17 protein-coding genes and 3 tRNA genes are annotated in these 20,649 nt (G+C 60.8%); 1 reads left to right on the top strand and 19 read right to left on the bottom strand.

Annotated elements, in window-relative coordinates; translation table 11 throughout:
- Positions 1–427: 427 nt before the first annotated feature.
- From J1G18_RS13345 to leuC, 19 genes are all read right to left on the bottom strand, one after another.
- Positions 428–504: transfer RNA gene (locus tag J1G18_RS13345), tRNA-Asp, on the bottom strand.
- 94 nt (positions 505–598) lie between these two features.
- Positions 599–675: transfer RNA gene (locus J1G18_RS13340), tRNA-Asp, on the bottom strand.
- Positions 676–730: 55 nt separating this feature from the next.
- Positions 731–806: transfer RNA gene (locus J1G18_RS13335), tRNA-Val, on the bottom strand.
- Between the two features lie 217 nt (positions 807–1,023).
- Positions 1,024–1,800, bottom strand: a complete 777-nt coding sequence (locus tag J1G18_RS13330) for an SDR family oxidoreductase (RefSeq protein WP_003226413.1) — start codon at positions 1,798–1,800, stop codon at positions 1,024–1,026.
- Entirely contained in the window at positions 1,797–3,008 is a 1,212-nt protein-coding gene (locus tag J1G18_RS13325) for an O-succinylhomoserine sulfhydrylase (RefSeq protein ID WP_098964646.1), read from the bottom strand. Before J1G18_RS13325 ends, J1G18_RS13330 begins: the two co-directional genes overlap by 4 nt.
- 80 nt (positions 3,009–3,088) lie before the next feature.
- A complete protein-coding gene (gene purF, locus J1G18_RS13320; RefSeq protein ID WP_003226416.1) occupies positions 3,089–4,594 on the bottom strand; it encodes an amidophosphoribosyltransferase in 1,506 nt (501 codons plus the stop codon).
- A 41-nt stretch (positions 4,595–4,635) separates the two neighbouring features.
- Complete coding sequence (locus J1G18_RS13315) at positions 4,636–5,196, bottom strand: CvpA family protein (RefSeq protein WP_007961197.1); 561 nt, start codon at positions 5,194–5,196, stop codon at positions 4,636–4,638.
- 98 nt (positions 5,197–5,294) lie between these two features.
- Positions 5,295–5,948: an SPOR domain-containing protein gene (locus J1G18_RS13310; RefSeq protein ID WP_134786871.1), complete on the bottom strand. Its 654-nt coding sequence runs from the start codon at positions 5,946–5,948 to the stop codon at positions 5,295–5,297.
- Positions 5,932–7,239 carry a bifunctional tetrahydrofolate synthase/dihydrofolate synthase gene (gene folC, locus J1G18_RS13305; protein WP_223007827.1) on the bottom strand — a complete coding sequence of 436 codons (1,308 nt, stop codon included), beginning with the start codon at positions 7,237–7,239 and terminating at the stop codon, positions 5,932–5,934. The genes J1G18_RS13310 and folC overlap by 17 nt, the downstream gene beginning before the upstream one ends.
- Positions 7,236–8,156: an acetyl-CoA carboxylase, carboxyltransferase subunit beta gene (gene accD / locus J1G18_RS13300; RefSeq protein ID WP_027611535.1), complete on the bottom strand. Its 921-nt coding sequence runs from the start codon at positions 8,154–8,156 to the stop codon at positions 7,236–7,238. Before accD ends, folC begins: the two co-directional genes overlap by 4 nt.
- A 200-nt stretch (positions 8,157–8,356) precedes the next feature.
- Positions 8,357–9,001, bottom strand: coding sequence for a phosphoribosylanthranilate isomerase (locus J1G18_RS13295; protein ID WP_139055550.1), 645 nt, complete (start codon positions 8,999–9,001; stop codon positions 8,357–8,359).
- Between the two features lie 64 nt (positions 9,002–9,065).
- Entirely contained in the window at positions 9,066–9,890 is an 825-nt protein-coding gene (truA, locus tag J1G18_RS13290) for a tRNA pseudouridine(38-40) synthase TruA (RefSeq protein ID WP_223007923.1), read from the bottom strand.
- A gap of 273 nt (positions 9,891–10,163) precedes the next feature.
- A complete protein-coding gene (locus J1G18_RS13285; protein ID WP_223007826.1) occupies positions 10,164–12,800 on the bottom strand; it encodes a FimV/HubP family polar landmark protein in 2,637 nt (878 codons plus the stop codon).
- Between the two features lie 209 nt (positions 12,801–13,009).
- On the bottom strand, positions 13,010–14,020 hold the full coding sequence (locus J1G18_RS13280) for an aspartate-semialdehyde dehydrogenase (RefSeq protein ID WP_027611531.1): 1,011 nt from the start codon (positions 14,018–14,020) through the stop codon (positions 13,010–13,012).
- 247 nt (positions 14,021–14,267) lie between these two features.
- Positions 14,268–15,380, bottom strand: coding sequence for an aspartate-semialdehyde dehydrogenase (asd, locus tag J1G18_RS13275; RefSeq protein ID WP_003226428.1), 1,113 nt, complete (start codon positions 15,378–15,380; stop codon positions 14,268–14,270).
- 66 nt (positions 15,381–15,446) lie between these two features.
- Entirely contained in the window at positions 15,447–16,529 is a 1,083-nt protein-coding gene (leuB, locus tag J1G18_RS13270; protein WP_027611530.1) for a 3-isopropylmalate dehydrogenase, read from the bottom strand.
- Positions 16,530–16,583: 54 nt separating this feature from the next.
- Complete coding sequence (locus J1G18_RS13265) at positions 16,584–17,351, bottom strand: class I SAM-dependent methyltransferase (protein WP_223007825.1); 768 nt, start codon at positions 17,349–17,351, stop codon at positions 16,584–16,586.
- Positions 17,352–17,488: 137 nt separating this feature from the next.
- Complete coding sequence (leuD, locus tag J1G18_RS13260; protein ID WP_098964653.1) at positions 17,489–18,133, bottom strand: 3-isopropylmalate dehydratase small subunit; 645 nt, start codon at positions 18,131–18,133, stop codon at positions 17,489–17,491.
- Positions 18,134–18,146: 13 nt separating this feature from the next.
- Positions 18,147–19,565: a 3-isopropylmalate dehydratase large subunit gene (gene leuC / locus J1G18_RS13255; protein WP_096796153.1), complete on the bottom strand. Its 1,419-nt coding sequence runs from the start codon at positions 19,563–19,565 to the stop codon at positions 18,147–18,149.
- Positions 19,566–19,706: 141 nt separating this feature from the next.
- On the opposite strand from leuC, the gene J1G18_RS13250 reads away from it, so the two are divergent.
- Positions 19,707–20,597, top strand: coding sequence for a LysR family transcriptional regulator (locus tag J1G18_RS13250; RefSeq protein ID WP_007969232.1), 891 nt, complete (start codon positions 19,707–19,709; stop codon positions 20,595–20,597).
- The last annotated feature ends 52 nt before the right edge of the window (positions 20,598–20,649 follow it).

Below are 20,649 nucleotides of genomic sequence, written 5' to 3'. Positions count from 1 at the left end.
TTCTTGGCTAAACAAAGGGCGTGTTGACAGTGCAAAGCTGACCGAAAGGTTAACTTTAAAGGTTTCTGAGCGTCCGGCAAACAACCAGTTACAAAAATTTGACTAAAGAATCAAAAAATCAATGCGACGCGGCACCGCAGCAGATCGCCGGGCACACCGACCCCCCCCCTGTGGGAGCGGGCTTGCTCGCGAAGGCGTGGTGTCAGGCAGACCATTTTCAACTGATACACCGCTTTCGCGAGCAAGCCCGCTCCCACAGGGGGATTTGTGTTGGATTCAGGGTGGAGGCACGAGCCTAAGGAAGGAAATACCAAATTTCAGACACAAAAAACCCCGGTCTTTCGACCAGGGTCTTTGCTATCGATTCCGAAACAACCAACGGTTGCTTTCGGTGTTTCAAGGCGTTCAGTGGTCCTTGAAACAGATATGGCGCAGCGGACGGGACTCGAACCCGCGACCCCCGGCGTGACAGGCCGGTATTCTAACCGACTGAACTACCGCTGCGTATCGCTTTGAGCTTGCGCTCAAGTAACTCGTTTTGATTGAAAGCTTCGGTGCTTTGCAATCGCGAACCAGACAATGTCTGACTCGTAAAATATGGCGCAGCGGACGGGACTCGAACCCGCGACCCCCGGCGTGACAGGCCGGTATTCTAACCGACTGAACTACCGCTGCGCGTCGGTGGAGGCACTTTCAGCCTACCTCTTGCTTTCGCAAGTTTCTCGGGGAGTGGTGGGTGATGACGGGATCGAACCGCCGACATTCTGCTTGTAAGGCAGACGCTCTCCCAGCTGAGCTAATCACCCGTTTGCATCTCCGAGGCCGCGAAATTTACGCAGGTAGCGAACCTAAGTCAATAGCAGGATTGAAGTTTTTCTGAAAAAGACGAAATTGTTTCCATCCTGCAAGACTGCCTTCGCGAGCAAGCTCGCTCCCACAGGGGGATTGCAGTCCAAATGTGGGAGCGAGCTTGCTCGCGAAGGCGGCAGCCCATTTGACGCAAATTCAGGAGAAGAACGCGATCTACTCGGTATAAATCATCTTCTTGGTCATGCCACCATCCACGACGAATTCCTGCCCGGTGACAAACCCGGCATTGCGCGACAACAGCCACGCGACCATCGCCGCCACATCCTCGACCGTTCCTACCCTGCCCGCCGGATGCTGAGCATGATCGGCATCGGCCAAAGGCTCTGCTCGCCGCGCAGAAGGATCCCGAGCATCAATCCAGCCAGGGCTGACCGCATTGACGCGAATTTCTGGCCCGAGACTGATCGCCAACGCATGGGTCAGCGCCAACAACCCGCCCTTGCTCGCCGCATACGCCTCGGAATCAGCCTCCGACTGCCGCGCACGGGTCGAGGCCAGATTGACGATCGAGCCGTTGTGCGCGCGCAGATACGGCGCACAGTGCTTGGCCAGCAGCATCGGCCCACTGAGGTTTACCGCCAGCACTCGATTCCAGTACGCCAGATCAAGACTTTCCAGGGTGATGTTGTGCGGGTCAGCGACTGCCGCGTTGCACACCAGCGCATCGAGACGACCAAATTGGCCGAGCACCTCGGCAACGCCGAGCGCGACTTGACTTTCATCCGCCACGTCCATTGCGATGAACCAGGCATTCTCGCCCAGTACCTTCGCCACTTTCGAGCCGCGCACCCGATCGAGATCGGTCAGCACCACTTGCCAGCCTTCGCTGATCAACCAGGCCGCGATACCCAAACCGATGCCGCGCGCAGCACCGGTAACCAGCGCCACGCGGCCATGGGTGCCCGCCTTCGGAGTAGACAACTCGATCACAACGCCGCCAGACCGCGCGACAGATCAGCCTGCAGGTCCACCACGTCTTCCAGACCGACCGCGATGCGGATCAGGCTGTCACGAATCCCTGCTGCTTCACGCTCCTGTGGCGCCAGACGGCCATGGGAGGTGGTGCTCGGATGAGTGATGGTGGTTTTGCTGTCACCAAGGTTGGCGGTGATCGAGATCAACCGGGTGGCATCGATAAAGCGCCACGCGCCCTCTTTGCCGCCCTTGACCTCGAAACTCACCACCGCGCCGAAGCCCTTCTGCTGACGCTGGGCCAGTTCATGCTGCGGATGGCTCTTGAGACCGGCGTAATGAACCTTCTCGATACCGTCCTGCTGCTCCAGCCATTCGGCCAGTTGCTGGGCGTTGGCGCAGTGCGCCTTCATTCGCAGATTCAGGGTTTCCAGGCCCTTGAGGAAGATCCACGCGTTGAACGGGCTCAGTGTCGGCCCGGCGGTGCGCAGGAAACCGACAACTTCTTTCATCTGCTCGCTGCGACCAGCCACCACACCACCCATGCAACGGCCTTGGCCGTCAATGAACTTGGTCGCCGAGTGCACGACAATGTCCGCACCGAGTTTCAGCGGCTGCTGCAAGGCAGGCGTGCAGAAGCAGTTGTCGACCACCAGCATCGCGCCTTTGGCGTGAGCGATTTCCGCCAGCGCGGTGATATCCACCAGCTCTGCCAACGGATTGGACGGCGACTCGACGAACAGCAGCTTGGTGTTCGGCTTGATCGCCGCATCCCAAGCCGAGAGATCGGCCAGCGGCACGTAGTCGACTTGCACACCGAAACGCTTGAAGTACTTCTCGAACAGGCTGATGGTCGAACCGAACACACTGCGCGACACCAGCACGTGATCGCCGGCACTGCACAGGCTCATCACCACTGCCATGATCGCGGCCATGCCCGTGGCGGTGGCGACCGCTTGCTCGGCACCTTCCAGAGCGGCAATCCGCTCTTCGAACGCGCGCACGGTCGGGTTGGTGTAGCGCGAGTAAACGTTGCCCGGCACTTCCCCGGCAAACCGCGCGGCCGCGTCGGCAGCGGTGCGGAACACGTAGCTGGAAGTGAAGAACATCGGATCACCGTGTTCGCCTTCCGGCGTCCGGTGCTGACCGGCACGTACGGCCAGGGTATCGAACGCTACGCCTTCGAGGTCGCTGTCCAGCCGACCGGCATCCCATTCCTGACTCATGCTGTCACTCCTTGCCCTGTTCTGAATAAATGAAAGTCTTTTGTCAGATACAAAACCGGCCCCTCAGGGCCGGTAGAAACTCAGTTGTTGTACAGATCGATGATCGCACTGACCGCCTGGGTCTTGACCTTGGAGGCATCGTTGCGTGCCTGCTCGATCTTGTCCAGGTAAGCCTCGTCGACGTCGCCGGTGACGTACTTGCCGTCGAACACCGCGCAATCGAAGTTTTCGATCTTGATCTTGCCGCCACCGACTGCTTCGATCAAGTCCGGCAGATCCTGATAGATCAGCCAGTCTGCACCGATCAGATCCGCCACATCCTGAGTCGAACGATTGTGTGCGATCAGTTCGTGAGCGCTCGGCATGTCGATGCCGTAAACGTTCGGGAAGCGTACGGCCGGAGCCGCGGAGCAGAAGTAGACGTTTTTCGCGCCGGCTTCGCGGGCCATCTGGATGATCTGCTTGCAGGTGGTGCCGCGTACGATCGAGTCGTCGACCAGCATCACGTTCTTGCCGCGGAATTCCAGCTCGATCGCGTTGAGCTTCTGACGAACCGACTTCTTGCGGGCAGCCTGGCCCGGCATGATGAAGGTCCGGCCGATGTAGCGGTTCTTGACGAAGCCTTCGCGGAATTTCACACCCAGGTGGTTCGCCAGCTCCAGCGCGGCGGTGCGGCTGGTGTCCGGAATCGGGATGACCACGTCGATGTCGTGCTCTGGACGCTCGCGCAGGATCTTCTCGGCGAGTTTCTCGCCCATGCGCAGACGCGCCTTGTACACCGACACGCCGTCGATGATCGAATCCGGACGCGCCAGGTAAACGTGTTCGAAGATGCACGGGGTCAGGGACGGGTTGGTCGCGCACTGACGGGTGTGCAGCTTGCCGTCTTCAGTGATGTACACCGCTTCGCCCGGGGCCAGGTCGCGAATCAGGGTGAAACCGAGCACGTCCAGGGAAACGCTTTCGGAAGCGATCATGTACTCGACGCCTTCGTCGGTGTGACGCTGACCGAACACGATCGGACGGATGCCGTGCGGGTCACGGAAACCGACGATGCCGTAACCGGTGATCATCGCCACCACCGCGTAACCGCCGACGCAACGGTTATGCACGTCGGTCACGGCGGCAAACACGTCTTCTTCGGTCGGTTGCAGCTTGCCGCGCTGGGCCAGCTCATGAGCGAACACGTTGAGCAGCACTTCCGAGTCGGAACTGGTGTTGACGTGACGCAGGTCGGATTCGTAGATCTCTTTGGCCAACTGTTCAACGTTGGTCAGGTTGCCGTTGTGCGCCAGGGTGATGCCGTAAGGCGAGTTGACGTAAAACGGCTGCGCTTCGGCCGAGGTCGAGCTGCCGGCAGTCGGGTAACGGACGTGACCGATACCCATGTGGCCGACCAGGCGCTGCATGTGACGCTGCTGAAACACGTCACGCACCAGACCATTGTCCTTGCGCAAGAACAACCGGCCGTCATGGCTGGTCACGATACCGGCAGCGTCCTGGCCGCGGTGCTGGAGCACGGTTAGCGCGTCATACAGCGCCTGATTGACGTTCGACTTACCGACGATACCGACGATGCCACACATGCGACGCAACCCCTACTTAATGGATCTGAACTGAACAACACTCACTGAGGCGTTTTGGCCGACGGCAAGAGTTGCTCCTTGAACGGAATATCAGCGGGTACGCTGATTCCGCTGGCAAGCCACTGACTGCTCCACCCGAGAATCAGGTTTTTGGACCAGTCGGCGACCAATAGAAACTTTGGCACGAGCTGTGATTCTTTCCACCACCCGTCCTGCTGTACCGGCCCCAGGCTCAACAGCCCGACTGCCACGACCACCAGCAACACGCCACGCGCCGCGCCGAAGGCCATGCCCAGGAATCGATCGGTGCCGGACAATCCGGTCACGCGCACCAACTCGCCGATAAGATAATTGATCATTGCGCCCACGATCAGCGTGGCGACAAACATGATGGCACAGCCCGCGATCACGCGAGCCGATGGGGTTTCGATGTATCCGGCGAGGTACTCGGACAGTGAGCCACCGAACATCCAGGCAACCGCTCCTGCGATGATCCAGGTCACCAGCGATAATGCTTCCTTGACGAAGCCGCGGCTCAAACTGATCAAAGCGGAGATGGCGATGATTGCAACAATCGCCCAGTCAACCAGGGTAAATGGCACAGTGCAGCCTACAGACGGATAAGGCGGCGCATTTTAGCAGAGCGCACCGCTGTCGGTAAGCTGCGATTTTCAGTGCATTTCAATCGAATCGATAGATCCTAGCCGCGCTCGGGCTGGAAGCGCACGACAAACCCCTTCAGGTTCTGCTGGCGACTCAACAGATCACGCAGACGATCGGCCTCGGCACGCTCGATCAGCGGACCCACGAACACCCGGTTCTTGCCGTCGGCGGAACGGATATAAGCGTTGTAGCCCTGACTGCGCAGGGTTTTCTGCAGGCTTTCGGCGCTGGCGCGACTCGACAGACTGGCCAGTTGCACCGACCAGCTGACCGACAGACCGTTGGCATCGACGCGACTTTGCGTGGTGTCAGGTTTCGACGCAGCAGCAATAGGCTGAGCAGGTGCCGGAATCGGTTTGGCCACCGCAGGCGGCGCAGTCGGCTTGGCGATTGCTATGGGCGCCGTCGGCGCCGGGGCTGCCGCGATTGGTGCAGCAGGCGCAGTGTCTTCTGCGACTTCTTCATCCGCTGGCACCGGCTCTTGTGGCGAAGCTTGCGGCTCAGGCACGGCCACCGACTCCATTTGCACCTGCGGCATCGAAGGGGCTTGCGGCGCGGCAGGCGCCTCGACCGTCACTTGACGTTGCTCGTCCTGGCGGGAAAACAGCATCGGCAGGAAAATCACCGCCAGCGCCACCAGCACCAGGGCACCGACCATGCGCTGCTTGTACGCTTTATCCAGCAAAGCCATTTGCCGCTTCCTCCGTGGAGCGCCGGGCCAGCCATTCAAGGGCCTCGGCAACACAATAAAATGATCCGAACAACAGAATCTCGTCGTCGCTGGTTGCGATCGCACACTGCCCTTCCAGCGCAGCCGCGACACTGTCATAGGACGTGACGGACGCGCCAAGGTTCTGCAACCCGGCGTGCAATTCACTGACCGGACGCGAACGCGGCGAATCCAGCGGCGCGACCGCCCAATGCTGGACACTAGCATTCAATTCGCCGACAACACCATCCAGATCCTTGTCGGCCAACAGGCCGAACACAGCCAGACGCTTGCCTACCGGCGGCCGAGTGGCCAGGCGCCGCGCCAGATACTCCGCCGCGTGCGGGTTATGCCCCACGTCCAGCAGCAGGTTCAGGCGCTTGCCATCGAATTCGAACGAGCGGCGATCCAGCCGGCCGACCACGCGAGTGGCCTGCAAGGCAGCAACAATTTGCGACGGATTCCACGGCAAGCCGAGCAGCAGATACGCCTGCAATGCCAGCGCGGCGTTTTCCATCGGCAGATCGAGCAGCGGCAAGTCGCGCAGTTCGACCGGCTGGCCTTGCGCATCAGTGCCGCGCCACTGCCAGTGCTGGTCTGTGATGCCGAGGTCGAAATCACGCCCACGCAGGAAAAACGGACATGCCAGCTCCCGCGCCTTGTCGAGCAGCGGTTGCGGAGGATTCAGGTCGCCGCACAAGGCTGGTTTGCCCTGACGAAAAATCCCGGCCTTCTCGAAGGCCACGGATTCGCGGGTATTGCCCAGGTATTCGGCATGATCGACGCCAATGCTGGTGACCAGCGCGATATCGGCGTCCACCACATTGACCGTGTCCAGACGCCCGCCCAGCCCGACTTCCAGCACCACAGCGTCAAGTTTTGCCTGTTGAAACAGCCAGAACGCCGCCAGGGTGCCCATTTCGAAGTAAGTCAGGGAAGTGTCGCCACGCCCGGCCTCCACCGCAGCGAAGGCCTCGCACAGCTGCGCGTCAGTGGCTTCGACGCCATTGAGCTGCACCCGCTCGTTGTAACGCAGCAGGTGCGGAGAATTGTAGACACCCACGCTCAGACCCTGCGCCCGCAGCAATGAAGCCACGAAAGCGCAGGTCGAACCCTTGCCGTTGGTGCCGGTGACCGTAATCACCCGAGGCGCCGGCTGGCCCAGTCCCATGCGGGACGCTACCTGTTGCGAACGCTCCAGCCCCATGTCGATGGCCGATGGATGCAACTGCTCAAGGTAGGCGAGCCACTCGCCAAGGGTACGCTCGGTCATACGTTGGCAGGCACCGGTGGAACGACGATTGGCTCGACAGGAGCGGCGACGTAGGTCGGAGTCGGCTGGCCGGTCAGTTGCGCCAGCAGATTGCCCAGGCGTGGACGCAGTTCACGACGATCGATGATCAGATCGATCGCGCCATGCTCCAGCAGGAACTCGCTGCGCTGGAAGCCTTCCGGCAGTTTTTCACGCACGGTCTGCTCGATCACGCGCGGACCGGCGAAGCCGATCAGCGCCTTTGGCTCACCGACGATCACGTCGCCGAGCATTGCCAGGCTGGCGGAAACGCCGCCGTAGACCGGATCGGTCAGCACCGAGATGAACGGAATGCCTTCTTCACGCAGACGCGCCAGTACCGCCGACGTCTTGGCCATCTGCATCAGCGAGATCAGCGCTTCCTGCATGCGCGCACCACCGGAGGCGGCGAAGCAGATCATCGGGCAACGGTTTTCCAGGGCGTAGTTGGCGGCGCGCACGAAGCGCTCACCGACGATGGCGCCCATGGAACCGCCCATGAAGCTGAATTCGAACGCCGACACCACCACCGGCATACCCAGCAGGGTGCCGCTGACGGAGATCAGCGCGTCTTTTTCGCCGGTCTGCTTCTGTGCAGCGACCAGACGGTCCTTGTACTTCTTGCCGTCGCGGAATTTCAGACGATCTACCGGCTCCAGGTCTGCACCCAGCTCGTTGCGGCCTTCGGCATCCAGGAAGATGTCGATACGCGCCCGTGCGCCGATGCGCATGTGGTGGTTGCACTTGGGGCAAACGTCCAGGGTCTTTTCCAGCTCAGGGCGATACAGCACAGCCTCGCAGGACGGGCATTTGTGCCACAGACCTTCAGGCACCGAGCTCTTCTTGACCTCCGAACGCATGATCGAAGGGATCAGTTTGTCTACCAACCAGTTGCTCATGCTTTCTTTCTCCAGTACCGGCGGCCCGAACGCTCTGGTTCGCAGCCCCGCGTATGCCCTTCAGCTAAATTCATGTGTGTGGCGATGGTTGGTGGAACGCCGCGGTCAGCGCGGAACATGACCTGCGTGCAACTCCAGAAACCCTCAGCCTCGCCTGCTTTGTGCAAGTGCATTGATGGACGGCGGCAGTTCGCCAGCCGTCACATCGAAGTAGACGCTCCCTGCGAGCTTCTACGTACGGCATTGATGAACGCGCGGATCTTCGCATGATCCTTGATGCCCTTGCTCGCTTCTACCCCGCCGCTGACATCGACCGCGTACGGTTTGACCCGGGCCACAGCGTCGGCGACGTTTTCCGGGGTGAGGCCACCGGCCAGGATCAGCGGCTTGCTCAAAGCTTGCGGAATCAAAGACCAGTCGAACGCCTCGCCGGTTCCGCCCGGAACGCCTTCGACGTAAGTGTCGAGCAGCACGCCACTGGCACTCGGATAGGCATCGACGGCAGCCGCGATGTCATCGCCAGCCTTGACCCGCAATGCCTTGATGTACGGACGATGCCAACCTTCGCACTGTTCAGCGGTCTCGTCGCCATGGAACTGCAACAGGTCCAGCGGCACGGCATCGAGGATTTCCCCCAACTCGCAGCGGCTGGCATTGACGAACAGGCCCACCGTCGTCACGAACGGCGGCAAGGCCTGGATGATCGCCCTTGCCTGCTGCACGCTCACTGCACGCGGGCTCTTGGCGTAGAACACGAACCCGATCGCATCCGCCCCGGCCTCGACCGCTGCCAACGCATCTTCTATGCGGGTAATCCCGCAGATCTTGCTGCGAACGGCTGACATATCGAGAAAAACTCCGCGTCAAATTCGGGAAAGTCCCGGATGGTAACAAATGCGTTCGAGGGCGTCAGCCGTCAAGTTCCGAGAAACCCGTAAGGAAATGTGGCCCGATAAAACGCTCGGGCAACGGAAATTCATCGTGATACTCGACCTGCACCAGATACAACCCGTACGGATGCGCTGTCACGCCACCGGAACGGCGCTCGCGGCTTTCCAGCACTTCCTTCATCCACTCGACCGGGCGCTCGCCAGCACCGATGGTCATCAACACACCGGCAATGTTGCGCACCATGTGGTGCAAAAAGGCGTTGGCGCGAATATCGAGAACGATCATCTTGCCGTGGCGAGTCACGCGCAGATGATGCATCTTCTTGATCGGCGACTTGGCCTGGCACTGACCAGCACGGAACGCACTGAAATCGTGAGTGCCGATCAGGTATTGCGCCGCTTCAGCCATGCGCTCAACGTCGAGTGGGCGGTGGTTCCAGGTGATCTCTTCGTTGAGATGCGCCGGACGAATCTGATCGTTGTAGATCACATAGCGATAACGCCGGGCGATGGCTTTGAACCGCGCATGGAAATGCGCCGGCATCACCCGCGCCCAGCTGACACTGATGTCGTGGGGCAGATTGATATTGGCGCCCATCACCCAGGCTTTCAGCGAACGATCGACTTGCGTATCGAAATGCACCACTTGTCCGCAAGCATGCACCCCGGCATCGGTACGCCCGGCGCACTGCAGCGAAATCGGCGAATTGGCGACTTTCGACAAGGCTTTTTCGAGCTCTTCCTGCACCGTGGCCACGCCGGTCAACTGACGCTGCCAGCCGCTGTAGCGCGAGCCTTTGTACTCGACGCCCAGTGCCACACGGTAAAAGCCTTCGGGTGCCATTTCGGCGACCGGGTTATCTATGTTTGCCAAGGTGGGACAGCCTGCTGAGGTACAAAGGCGGGCATTATAAGGCTGTGAGTCGGGGATGCCAGTCAGTTCTGTGTTGACGGATCCGACCTCTTCGCGAGCAAGCCCGCTCCCACAGGAGGAATGTATTCCAAATGTGGGAGCGGGCTTGCTCGCGAAGGCGGTCGATCAGGCACCACAGAAATCCAGCCCAAACAAAAACGGCAGCCTCGATGGGCTGCCGTTCCGTTTACTGCTGACGCTGGCTCATGCCAGGTGCGAAAGCATTTCCTTGGCTTCGCCACGCTGCTTTTCGTCACCCTCGGTCAACACTTCGTTGAGGATGTCGCGTGCGCCGTCGCTGTCGCCCATATCGATGTAGGCCTGGGCCAGATCGAGTTTGGTCGCGGCTTCGTCGGTGCCGGCGAGGAAGTCAAAATCGTCTTCACCCAGATCATCGCCCAATGCCGCATCAGCTTCGGTGAAGGTCGGCTCGGCGATGCTCTGCGACAGGCGATCCAGCTCGGCGTTGACGTCATTCAGTTCCGCTGCGAATGCGTCAGGCTCGGCCGCCGGGTTGCTGTCCATTTCATCAGCCAGCGACAGATCGAAATCCGCCGGCAGCTCCAGATCGTCCTGTGGCACTTCGTTGGCGACCACAGGCTCGGCCGGCGACAGATCTTTCACGCCTTCGTCCAGATCCAGCAGGAAGTCATCATCCGCCAGATCCGCCGCCGGAGCTGGCGCAGGCTCGGCACCCAGATCCAGATCGAGGTCGAAGTCCGACAGGTCGTCGAGGTTCTCTTTGATCTCGGTCTGCTGTTGCAGCACCGATTCAAAGCTCAGATCGTCGTCGGCCGGGAATTCGTCCAGCTCTACCGGCGCTTCAGGTGCGACGACAGGTGCAGGCTCAACCGGAGTGATGTTGTCGAGATCGTCCAGGCTCAGGTCGAACGCGCTATCCAGGTCGTCCGCCGCAGGCTCAGGCGCAGGCGCCTCTGGCTCGTCGAGCAGCAGCTCCTTGACGTATTGCGCATCGAGTTCGGCGGCGGCTGCCGCTGCAGCCAGACCCGCGACAGCGACGACCGCCATGGCCGGGAAGCGTTTTTTCAGCTCTTCGACCTTGGCGAAGTTATCGCCGTTGGCCACCAACTGACGCTCCTGACCGACGAACGCATCGCGGTCACCCTGCTGACCGTAGACTTCCATCAGCTTCAGACGCAGATCACTGCGTTGCGGCTCGAGGCTGACGCCCTCTTCCAGCAACGCTGCGGCCTGATTCAGGCGACCGGCATTGATGTGCGACTGAGCCTTGTCCAGCACGTCATCGGAACGCTCGGCGGACGGTGCGACCAATGGCGCAGCAATCGGCTCAGCCATCACCACCGGAGCCACTACCGCAGCAGGCGCTGGCGCAGGTGCCGGGGTGTTGAGCTTGACGCTGGCAGCAGGTGTTTCCAGGCCTTCGAAGCTGCTTTCCGGCAGATCCTGCTCGGCGGAGAACTCTTGCTCTTCCGCCAGAGCGCGGGCCATGCGCAGGTGTTTCTCGGCTTCCTGCTGGGCTTTGCGGCGACGGGCCAGCAGCAACAGCAGAAGCAGCAACACCACCGCACCGCCACCGATCAGACCCAGCAGGATCGGATTGGTCAGCAGTTCATTGAAGGTTTTGTCTTCATCGACTACCGGTTTTGGCGCAACCACTGGCGTCTCGGCAGGCGTGTCGACCGGTGGCGCAATCGCCGATTCTGGTGTTGGCGCCGCTTCTGCCGGGGTGGCTGGAGGGGTTGCAGCCAGTTCGGCGGTGATCGCCGGTACGGCAGCAGTGGCGGCTGGCGCAGCGCCCGGGCCTTCGGCCTGCATCTTCGCCAGTTGATTGTTCTTCAGCTCGATCAGGCGTTGCAGCTTGTCCAGCTGACTTTGCAGATCGGCCATGCGGCTTTTCAGTTCCTCGTTGTCACGACGGGTCGTGTCGAGGCTTTCCTGAGTCACCGCCAGCTTGTTGCTCAACGCCTTGGCATCGCCGGCCGGGCCTTTGCCACGCCCTTTGGCGTTTTCGGCAGAGACCAGACTCAGGTTGTCCTTGGCATTCTGGCCAGCGCCGACATTGCTGCGACCACGCTTGGTGGCATCGAGCTGCTGCTGGCCGGTACCCGGCTTGGCCACATAGCGACGACCCTGACGCCAGGCTTCGTTCTGCGCGGCGACTTCGGCAATCGCTTTCGATTGCGGCAGCGCGGTGCTTTCCACCGAGTCCGGCAGGCGCAGCACCTGACCGGTTTTCAGCCGGTTGATGTTGCCGTCGATGAACGCATCCGGGTTGAGCGCCTGAATCGCCAGCATGGTTTGCTGCACCGAACCGCCGGTGCGCGCCTTCGCGGCAATTTCCCACAGAGTGTCGCGCGGCGTGGTGGTGTATTGCGACGGGTGCGTGGCGCCGGTGGTCGGTGCGGTGATGGTCTGCGACGGCGCCGGTTGCGCGGCGGCATCAGCGGTCTGCGGCGAGAACTTCGACGGATCCAGCAGCACGCTGTAATCGCGCAGCAGACGGCCATTCGGCCACATCACCTGCACGAGGAATTTCACCATCGGTTCCGACAGCGGCTTGCTCGAAGTCACGCGCAGCACGCTTTTGCCGCTGGCGTTGAGCACCGGGGTGAACGTCAGGTCGTTGAGGAAGGCCTGGCGATCGACACCGGCCTTGGCGAAATCTTCGGGTGAAGCCAGGCTCGGCACCACTTCGGCAGCGGTGAGATCCTTGACGTCGAGCAGCTCGATCTCGGCCACCAGCGGCTGGTTCAGGGTCGACTTCAGGGTCAGCTCCCCGAGCCCGAGGGCATGCGCCATACCGGAGGACAGCGCCGAGGCGGCCGCTATTGCTAACACCAGTTTGCGAACTTGAACCATAGCCTCATCCTTTGTTTGAACGTTCCTCGGCCAGCGAGAAGATGTTGATTGCCGCTGCCGTAAGGCATTGCGCGCGACGACGACAGACTGCCGCGCGCGATCATTTCTTTGATGCCCCGGAAAGTCCCGGAGGGTGACACGTTATCAAGTGCTCCGGGCAAGCATAGCGCTCACCTAGAATCAGTCGACAAATTGTTGCCAAGTATCTTTTACAGCAGGTCTTTTATCAACAATTCAGCGACCTGCACAGCATTCAGGGCGGCGCCTTTGCGTACGTTATCTGACGTCAGCCACAGATTAAGTTCCGCCGGGTCGTCGACACCGCTGCGCACCCGACCGACATAGACAACGTCCTGCCCCACCGCGTCACCCACCGCAGTCGGATAATCGCCGGCCTCAACCAGCTCGATGCCGGGCGCATCCTCAAGCGCAGCGTTGACCTTTGCCAGGTCAACCGCACTCGCTGACTGCAAGGTCACGCTATAGCTATCGCCAAAAAACACCGGGGCTTGAACGCAAGTGGCGGAAATCTTTAATAAAGGCTGCTTCAGCACCTGACGCAACTCGCGCACCAGCCGCTTTTCCAGCAGCGTGTGGCCTTGAGCGTCGGGCGTGCCGACCTGGGCCAACAGGTTGAAGGCCATCTGCCGATCAAAGAAAGTCGGCTCCAGCGGACGCATGTTCAGCAACTCAGCGGTCTGCCGCGCCAGCTCGGTCACAGCTTCGCGACCTTGCGCGGACACGGCCAGATTGGCGGTGACGTTGACGTATTGCAGTTCGAGCAAATCGAGCAGCGGTGCCAGCACCACGGCCAGCGTCGTCGCCGACGGGCTTGGGCTGCTGACCTGGAACGGCGCTTTCAGACCGGCGATCACCTCAGCGTTGGCCTCCGGCACCACTTGCGGCGCCTGCTCGGCCGGCAATGCGCCGGACAGATCGATCAGCGAGCAACCGGCCGCGTGGGCACGCGCCGCGTAACTCAGGGAAACGGCAGCGCCAGCGGCAAAGAACACCAGTTTGACCTTGCTGAAATCGAACTCGTCGACTTCACGCACGCGCACGTTCTTGTTGCGAAACAGCACCGAACTGCCGGCGGATTCGCTGCTGGCCAGCAGGTGCAGGTTGCCGACCGGGAAGTCGCGCTCTTCGAGAATCTGTACGAGGGTTTCGCCGACAGTACCGGTGGCGCCGACGACGGCAATATCAAGGGTCTGGGTCATGGTTCTACCTCTGGCGAAACGGGGGGAGCGGCACTTTACCGGGTGAGTGAGATGCAGGCAATTTCTGCGGGACTTGCAGTGTCTGTTCTGACCTCTTCGCGAGCAAGCCCGCTCCCACAGGGGGAACGCATTTCAAGGGTGGGAGCGGGCTTGCTCGCGAAGGCGCCAGACCTGACACCGGAAAACCTCAGGCATAAAAAAACCCGCACCTCTCACAAGGCACGGGTTCTTTCATTGCATCAAGCTATCAACGCTCAAGCAGGATCCGCAGCATGCGACGCAGCGGTTCGGCCGCGCCCCACAGCAGTTGGTCGCCGACGGTGAAGGCACCGACGAATTGCGAGCCCATGTTCAGCTTGCGCAGACGACCCACCGGTACGTTCAGTGTGCCGGTGACCTTGGTCGGGCTCAGCTCCTGCATGCTGATGTCGCGGTTGTTCGGCACCAGTTTGACCCAAGGGTTGTGCTGGCTGATCAGCCCTTCGATATCAGCGATCGGCACGTCTTTGTTCAGCTTGATGGTCAGCGCCTGGCTGTGACAACGCATGGCGCCGATGCGCACGCAGATGCCGTCGACCGGGATCGGGCTCTTGAAGCGGCCGAGGATCTTGTTGGTCTCGGCCTGGGCCTTCCACTCTTCACGGCTCTGGCCGTTCGGCAGTTCCTTGTCGATCCACGGGATCAGGCTGCCGGCCAGCGGTACGCCGAAGTTTTCGGTCGGGTACGCGTCGCTGCGCATGGCCTCGGCCACGCGACGGTCGATGTCGAGGATCGCGCTCGCTGGATCGGCCAGTTGATCGGCCACCGCAGCGTGGGTCGCGCCCATCTGCTTGATCAGTTCACGCATGTTCTGCGCGCCGGCACCGGAGGCCGCCTGATAAGTCATGGCGCTCATCCACTCGACCAGACCGGCCTCGAACAGACCACCCAGGCCCATCAGCATCAGGCTGACGGTGCAGTTGCCGCCGATGTAGTTCTTGGTGCCCGCGTCCAGTTGCTGGTCGATGACCTTGCGGTTGACCGGGTCGAGAATGATGACCGCGTCATCGTTCATGCGCAGGCTGGAAGCCGCGTCGATCCAGTAACCCTGCCAGCCGGCTTCGCGCAGCTTCGGGAACACTTCGCTGGTGTAGTCGCCGCCCTGGCAGGTCAGAATCACGTCGAGGGTTTTCAGCTCTTCAATGCTGTAAGCGTCCTTGAGCGGAGCAATGTCCTTGCCCACGGACGGGCCTTGGCCACCGACATTGGAAGTGGTGAAAAACACCGGCTCGATAAGATCGAAATCCTGCTCTTCCAGCATCCGCTGCATGAGCACGGAACCGACCATGCCGCGCCAACCGATCAGACCTACACGTTTCATCGCAACTACACCTTCTTGAAAAGTGGGCCGCTGCTTTGTATTGAATTTCGCAGCGGGCCCGAGAGATTACAGATTCCGCAGCGCGGCGACTACTGCGTCACCCATTTCCTGCGTTCCGACTTTGGTGCAACCGGCCGAATAAATGTCACCGGTACGCAAGCCTTGATCCAGTACCACGCTGACGGCTTTCTCGATGGCATCGGCCGCATCGTGCAGATTGAAGCTGTAACGCAGCATCATCGACACCGACAGAATCGTCGCCAGCGGGTTGGCAATGCCTTTGCCCGCGATGTCCGGCGCCGAACCGTGGCACGGCTCGTACATGCCCTTGTTGTTCGAATCCAGCGAAGCCGACGGCAGCATGCCGATGGAGCCGGTGAGCATCGAGGCTTCGTCGGACAGGATGTCGCCGAACATGTTGTCGGTGACGATCACGTCGAACTGCTTCGGCGCGCGCACCAGTTGCATGGCGGCGTTGTCGACGTACATGTGGCTCAGTTCGACTTCAGGGTAATCCTTGGCGACCTGCTCGACCACTTCACGCCACAGTTGGCTGGACGCCAGCACGTTGGCCTTGTCCACCGAGCACAGCTTTTTGCCGCGAACCATGGCCATGTCGAAACCGACGCGGGCGATGCGGCGGATTTCGCTTTCGCTGTACGGCAGGGTGTCGTAAGACTGACGCTCGCCGTTTTCCAGGGTGCGGGTGCCGCGTGGCGCGCCGAAGTAGATGCCACCGGTCAGCTCACGCACGATCAGGATGTCCAGACCGGCAACGATTTCCGGCTTCAGGCTCGAAGCGTCGGCCAGTTGCGGGTAGAGGATCGCCGGACGCAGGTTGCCGAACAGGCCCAGCTGCGCACGAATTTTCAGCAGACCGCGCTCAGGGCGGATGTCACGCTCGATGGTGTCCCATTTCGGGCCGCCCACGGCGCCCAACAGGACTGCATCGGCTGCACGGGCACGCTCGAGGGTTTCGTCGGCCAACGGCACGCCATGCTTGTCGATGGCCGCGCCACCGATCACGTCATGGCTCAGCTCGAAGCCCAGGCTGTACTTGTCGTTGGCCAGCTCCAGCACCTTGACCGCTTCGGCCATAATTTCCGGACCAATACCGTCACCTGGGAGAATCAGAATCTGCTTGCTCATGCTTTCCTCGTGTCTTCAATCGGTGCGCCACTCAGGGCGCGCCCGGAAAAATTCTTAGCGCTCAGCCATCAATACGATTACATCTGTACTGAACGAGCCGTCGGCATCAATCTCAAAATATTCTCGTACTTCGTTGCCCATCGACTGCTGCAACTGGCGGATCGCCGCGCGCATCACCTCGGGCGTGCGCATGCGCTCGACCCAACTGCGGTACTCCAGACGCAGGCGCTGACGCGTGGTGCTGCGAGTGTGCAGCCCGGCCTCGCTGACCTGACGCAACCACTCGCCGGCGGAATAATCGCGCACGTGGCTGGTGTCGCGCAGCACTTCGACGCTCTGCAGGTAAGTGTCGAACAACGGACTGCCCGGTGACAACACGTCGATGAACGCTGCCACGCCACCCGGTTTCAGCACCCGGCGCACCTCTCGCAGGGCCACCCCGAGGTCGCTCCAATGGTGCGCCGAATAACGACTGAACACGTAATCGAATTCGCCATCGGCAAACGGCAGGCGCTCGGCGGCGCCGTTGACCGTGGCAATGTTGTTCATGCCGCGATCAACCGCCGCAGCGGCCACCACATCGAGCATCTGCTGCGACAGGTCGTAGGCCACCACTTCCTTGACCAGTGGCGCCACATGAAAACTCACATGACCGGCGCCACAACCCAGGTCCAGCACCCGGGCGTCGCCCTGCCCGGCCAGTTCAGCCTGTAGCAGCGCGAATTCGGTGCCTTGAGCGTGAACAGCGCTGCTCAGGTAGGCGGCGGCCTGTTCACCGAATTGCTTTTGTACAACCTGACTGTGCTGGGCGGTGCTGGTCATGGTCACTTCCTGGTATTTGTGTTGTTTGGGCCGGCCTCTTCGCGAGCAAGCCCGCTCCCACAGGGGAATGCATTTCAAATGTGGGAGCGGGCTTGCTCGCGAAGAGGACAGCCCTGACTACATCAATCTCGAATCAATCACGCGTCGCGGAACAACCACGGCTGGCTCACACGATGCTTGGCCTCGAACGCGGCAATCGCATCACCGTCCTGCAAGGTCAGGCCGATATCGTCCAGCCCATTCAACAAGCAATGCTTGCGGAACGCGTCGATCTCGAAGCGGTACACCTTGCCGTTCGGGCTGGTCACGGTCTGTTCGTGCAGATCGATCTGCAATTGATAGCCCGGCTCGGCCTCGACCTGCTTGAACAACTCATCGACTTCAGCGTCGCTCAGGATGATCGGCAGCAAGCCGTTCTTGAAGCTGTTGTTGAAGAAGATGTCGGCGTAGCTCGGCGCGATGATGCTGCGGAAACCGTATTCTTCCAGCGCCCACGGCGCGTGTTCACGGCTGGAGCCGCAACCGAAGTTCTCGCGGGCCAGCAACACGCTGGCGCCTTGATAACGCTCGGCGTTGAGCACGAAGTCCTTGTTCAACGGACGCTTGGAGTTGTCCTGGTACGGCTGGCCGACATCCAGGTAACGCCACTCGTCGAACAGGTTCGGGCCGAAACCGGTGCGCTTGATCGACTTCAAAAACTGCTTCGGGATAATCTGGTCGGTGTCGACGTTGGCACGATCCAGAGGCGCGACAAGACCAGTGTGCTGGGTAAAAGCTTTCATGCTGCGCTCTCCTTCAGATCAATTCACGAACGTCGATGAAACGACCGTTCACCGCCGCCGCAGCAGCCATGGCCGGACTCACGAGGTGGGTACGGCCACCGGCACCCTGACGGCCTTCGAAGTTACGGTTGGAGGTCGAGGCGCAATGCTCGCCGGACTCCAAACGGTCCGGGTTCATCGCCAGGCACATCGAGCAACCCGGCTCACGCCATTCGAAACCGGCTTCGAGGAAGATCTTGTCGAGACCTTCGGCTTCCGCCTGCGCCTTCACCAGACCCGAGCCCGGTACGACGATTGCTTGCTTGATCGTCGAAGCGACTTTGCGACCCTTGGCGATCACGGCCGCAGCGCGCAAGTCTTCGATGCGCGAGTTGGTGCAGGAGCCGATGAACACGCGATCCAGCTGAATGTCGGTGATCGCCTGATTGGCGGTCAAACCCATGTATTTCAAGGCGCGGACGATCGAATCGCGCTTGACCAGATCCATCTCTTTGGCCGGATCCGGCACGTTCTGATCAACGGCCAGCACCATTTCAGGCGAAGTGCCCCAGCTGACTTGCGGCTTGATCTGTGCAGCGTCCAACTCAACTACGGTGTCGAACTTGGCGTCGGCGTCGGAGACCAGGTCTTTCCAGGCTTCAACCGCCTGATCCCACTGCGCGCCTTTCGGTGCGAACGGACGGCCCTTGACGTACTCGACAGTCTTTTCGTCCGCAGCCACCAGACCCACACGGGCGCCGGCTTCGATGGACATGTTGCAGATGGTCATGCGGCCTTCGACGGACAGGTCGCGGATCGCGCTGCCGGCGAATTCGATGGCATGGCCGTTACCGCCGGCGGTGCCGATCTTGCCGATCACCGCGAGGACGATGTCCTTGGCGGTCACACCGAATGGCAACTGACCTTCGACGCGCACCAGCATGTTCTTCATTTTCTTCGCGACCAGGCACTGGGTGGCGAGCACGTGCTCGACCTCGGAAGTGCCAATCCCATGGGCCAAGGCACCGAACGCGCCGTGGGTCGAGGTGTGCGAGTCGCCGCAGACTACGGTCATGCCCGGCAAGGTTGCGCCCTGCTCCGGGCTGATCACGTGGACGATGCCTTGGCGGATGTCGTTCATCTTGAACTCGACAATGCCGTACTCATCACAGTTGTCATCGAGGGTCTGCACCTGCAAACGCGAGACCTGGTCGGCAATCGCGGCGATGCCGCCCTTGCGCTCCGGTGTGGTCGGTACGTTGTGGTCCGGGGTCGCGATGTTGGCATCGATGCGCCAAGGCTTGCGCCCGGCCAGACGCAGGCCTTCGAAGGCTTGCGGCGAGGTCACTTCGTGGATGATGTGACGATCGATATAGATCAGCGCCGAGCCATCGTCGCGCTGTTTGACCAAATGCGAATCCCAGAGCTTGTCGTAGAGCGTTTTGCCGGCCATCAGACGGTTCCTCATCAGCTTGTTTCTATGCCCTGGGCTTATCAATAACCCTTTGGCTTGTGAGGCCGATCCTATGGGGTTACATTAAATAACTCAAATTCATATTTTTTATGCTTTGGATAACCAACTGGAATACGAACCATGGATCTGGCCAACCTCAATGCTTTTATCGCCATCGCCGAGACCGGCAGCTTCTCCGGCGCCGGGGAACGCCTGCATCTGACGCAACCGGCGATCAGCAAACGCATCGCCGGACTGGAGCAACAATTGAAGGTGCGGCTGTTCGACCGACTCGGTCGTGAAGTCGGCCTGACCGAGGCCGGCCGCGCCCTGTTGCCCCGGGCTTATCAGATTCTCAACGTGCTGGACGACACCCGCCGCGCCCTGACCAACCTGACCGGCGAAGTCAGCGGTCGGCTGACCCTGGCCACCAGTCACCACATCGGCCTGCACCGTTTGCCGCCGCTATTGAGGGAATTCACCCGCCGCTACCCACAAGTGGCGCTGGATATTCAGTTTCTCGATTCGGAAGTGGCCTACGAGGAAATTCTCCATGGCCGCGCTGAACTGGCAGTCATCACCCTGGCGCCAGAGCCACACACGCTGGTCAAAGCCACGCCGGTGTGGGACGACCCGCTGGATTTCGTGGTGGCGCCGGAGCATTCGCTGATCAGCAACGGCGCGGTGAGTCTGGCGGACATTGCCGGTCATCCGGCCGTTTTTCCCGGAGGCAACACCTTTACTCATCACATTGTCCAACGCTTGTTCGAAGCCCAAGGGCTGACGCCGAACATCGCCATGAGCACCAACTACCTGGAAACCATCAAGATGATGGTCTCCATTGGTCTGGCCTGGAGTGTTCTGCCCCGCACCATGCTTGATGAACAGGTGGCGCGCATACCTTTGCCGGGCATACAGCTCAGTCGCCAGCTAGGCTATATCGTGCACACCGAACGGACGCTGTCGAATGCGGCAAGGGCTTTCATGGCCTTGCTGGATGCGCAAATCGATCTGCCAGGGACTCCAGGCTAACTTGTGCTACTCCTATAGAGCCGCTGTCCCTGTGCCTAACGCCACCATCAGC

Source organism: Pseudomonas sp. MIS38 (assembly GCF_019891575.1).
Taxonomy (GTDB): domain Bacteria; phylum Pseudomonadota; class Gammaproteobacteria; order Pseudomonadales; family Pseudomonadaceae; genus Aquipseudomonas; species Aquipseudomonas putida_A.
The sequence above is the reverse complement of the archived record's forward strand: the minus strand, read 5'-3'. Positions and strand labels throughout refer to the sequence as shown.

Excerpts from the sequence above, each read along its gene's own strand:
- J1G18_RS13325 (WP_098964646.1), bottom strand. The coding sequence starts at position 3,008 with ATGAGTCAGGAATGGGATGCCGGTCGGCTGGACAGCGACCTCGAAGGC.
- purF (WP_003226416.1), bottom strand. The coding sequence starts at position 4,594 with ATGTGTGGCATCGTCGGTATCGTCGGTAAGTCGAACGTCAATCAGGCG.
- J1G18_RS13310 (WP_134786871.1), bottom strand. The coding sequence starts at position 5,948 with ATGGCTTTGCTGGATAAAGCGTACAAGCAGCGCATGGTCGGTGCCCTG.
- folC (WP_223007827.1), bottom strand. The coding sequence starts at position 7,239 with ATGACCGAGCGTACCCTTGGCGAGTGGCTCGCCTACCTTGAGCAGTTG.
- accD (WP_027611535.1), bottom strand. The coding sequence starts at position 8,156 with ATGAGCAACTGGTTGGTAGACAAACTGATCCCTTCGATCATGCGTTCG.
- J1G18_RS13295 (WP_139055550.1), bottom strand. The coding sequence starts at position 9,001 with ATGTCAGCCGTTCGCAGCAAGATCTGCGGGATTACCCGCATAGAAGAT.
- truA (WP_223007923.1), bottom strand. The coding sequence starts at position 9,890 with ATGGCACCCGAAGGCTTTTACCGTGTGGCACTGGGCGTCGAGTACAAA.
- J1G18_RS13285 (WP_223007826.1), bottom strand. The coding sequence starts at position 12,800 with ATGGTTCAAGTTCGCAAACTGGTGTTAGCAATAGCGGCCGCCTCGGCG.
- J1G18_RS13280 (WP_027611531.1), bottom strand. The coding sequence starts at position 14,020 with ATGACCCAGACCCTTGATATTGCCGTCGTCGGCGCCACCGGTACTGTC.
- asd (WP_003226428.1), bottom strand. The coding sequence starts at position 15,380 with ATGAAACGTGTAGGTCTGATCGGTTGGCGCGGCATGGTCGGTTCCGTG.
- leuB (WP_027611530.1), bottom strand. The coding sequence starts at position 16,529 with ATGAGCAAGCAGATTCTGATTCTCCCAGGTGACGGTATTGGTCCGGAA.
- J1G18_RS13265 (WP_223007825.1), bottom strand. The coding sequence starts at position 17,351 with ATGACCAGCACCGCCCAGCACAGTCAGGTTGTACAAAAGCAATTCGGT.
- leuD (WP_098964653.1), bottom strand. The coding sequence starts at position 18,133 with ATGAAAGCTTTTACCCAGCACACTGGTCTTGTCGCGCCTCTGGATCGT.
- leuC (WP_096796153.1), bottom strand. The coding sequence starts at position 19,565 with ATGGCCGGCAAAACGCTCTACGACAAGCTCTGGGATTCGCATTTGGTC.
- J1G18_RS13250 (WP_007969232.1), top strand. The coding sequence starts at position 19,707 with ATGGATCTGGCCAACCTCAATGCTTTTATCGCCATCGCCGAGACCGGC.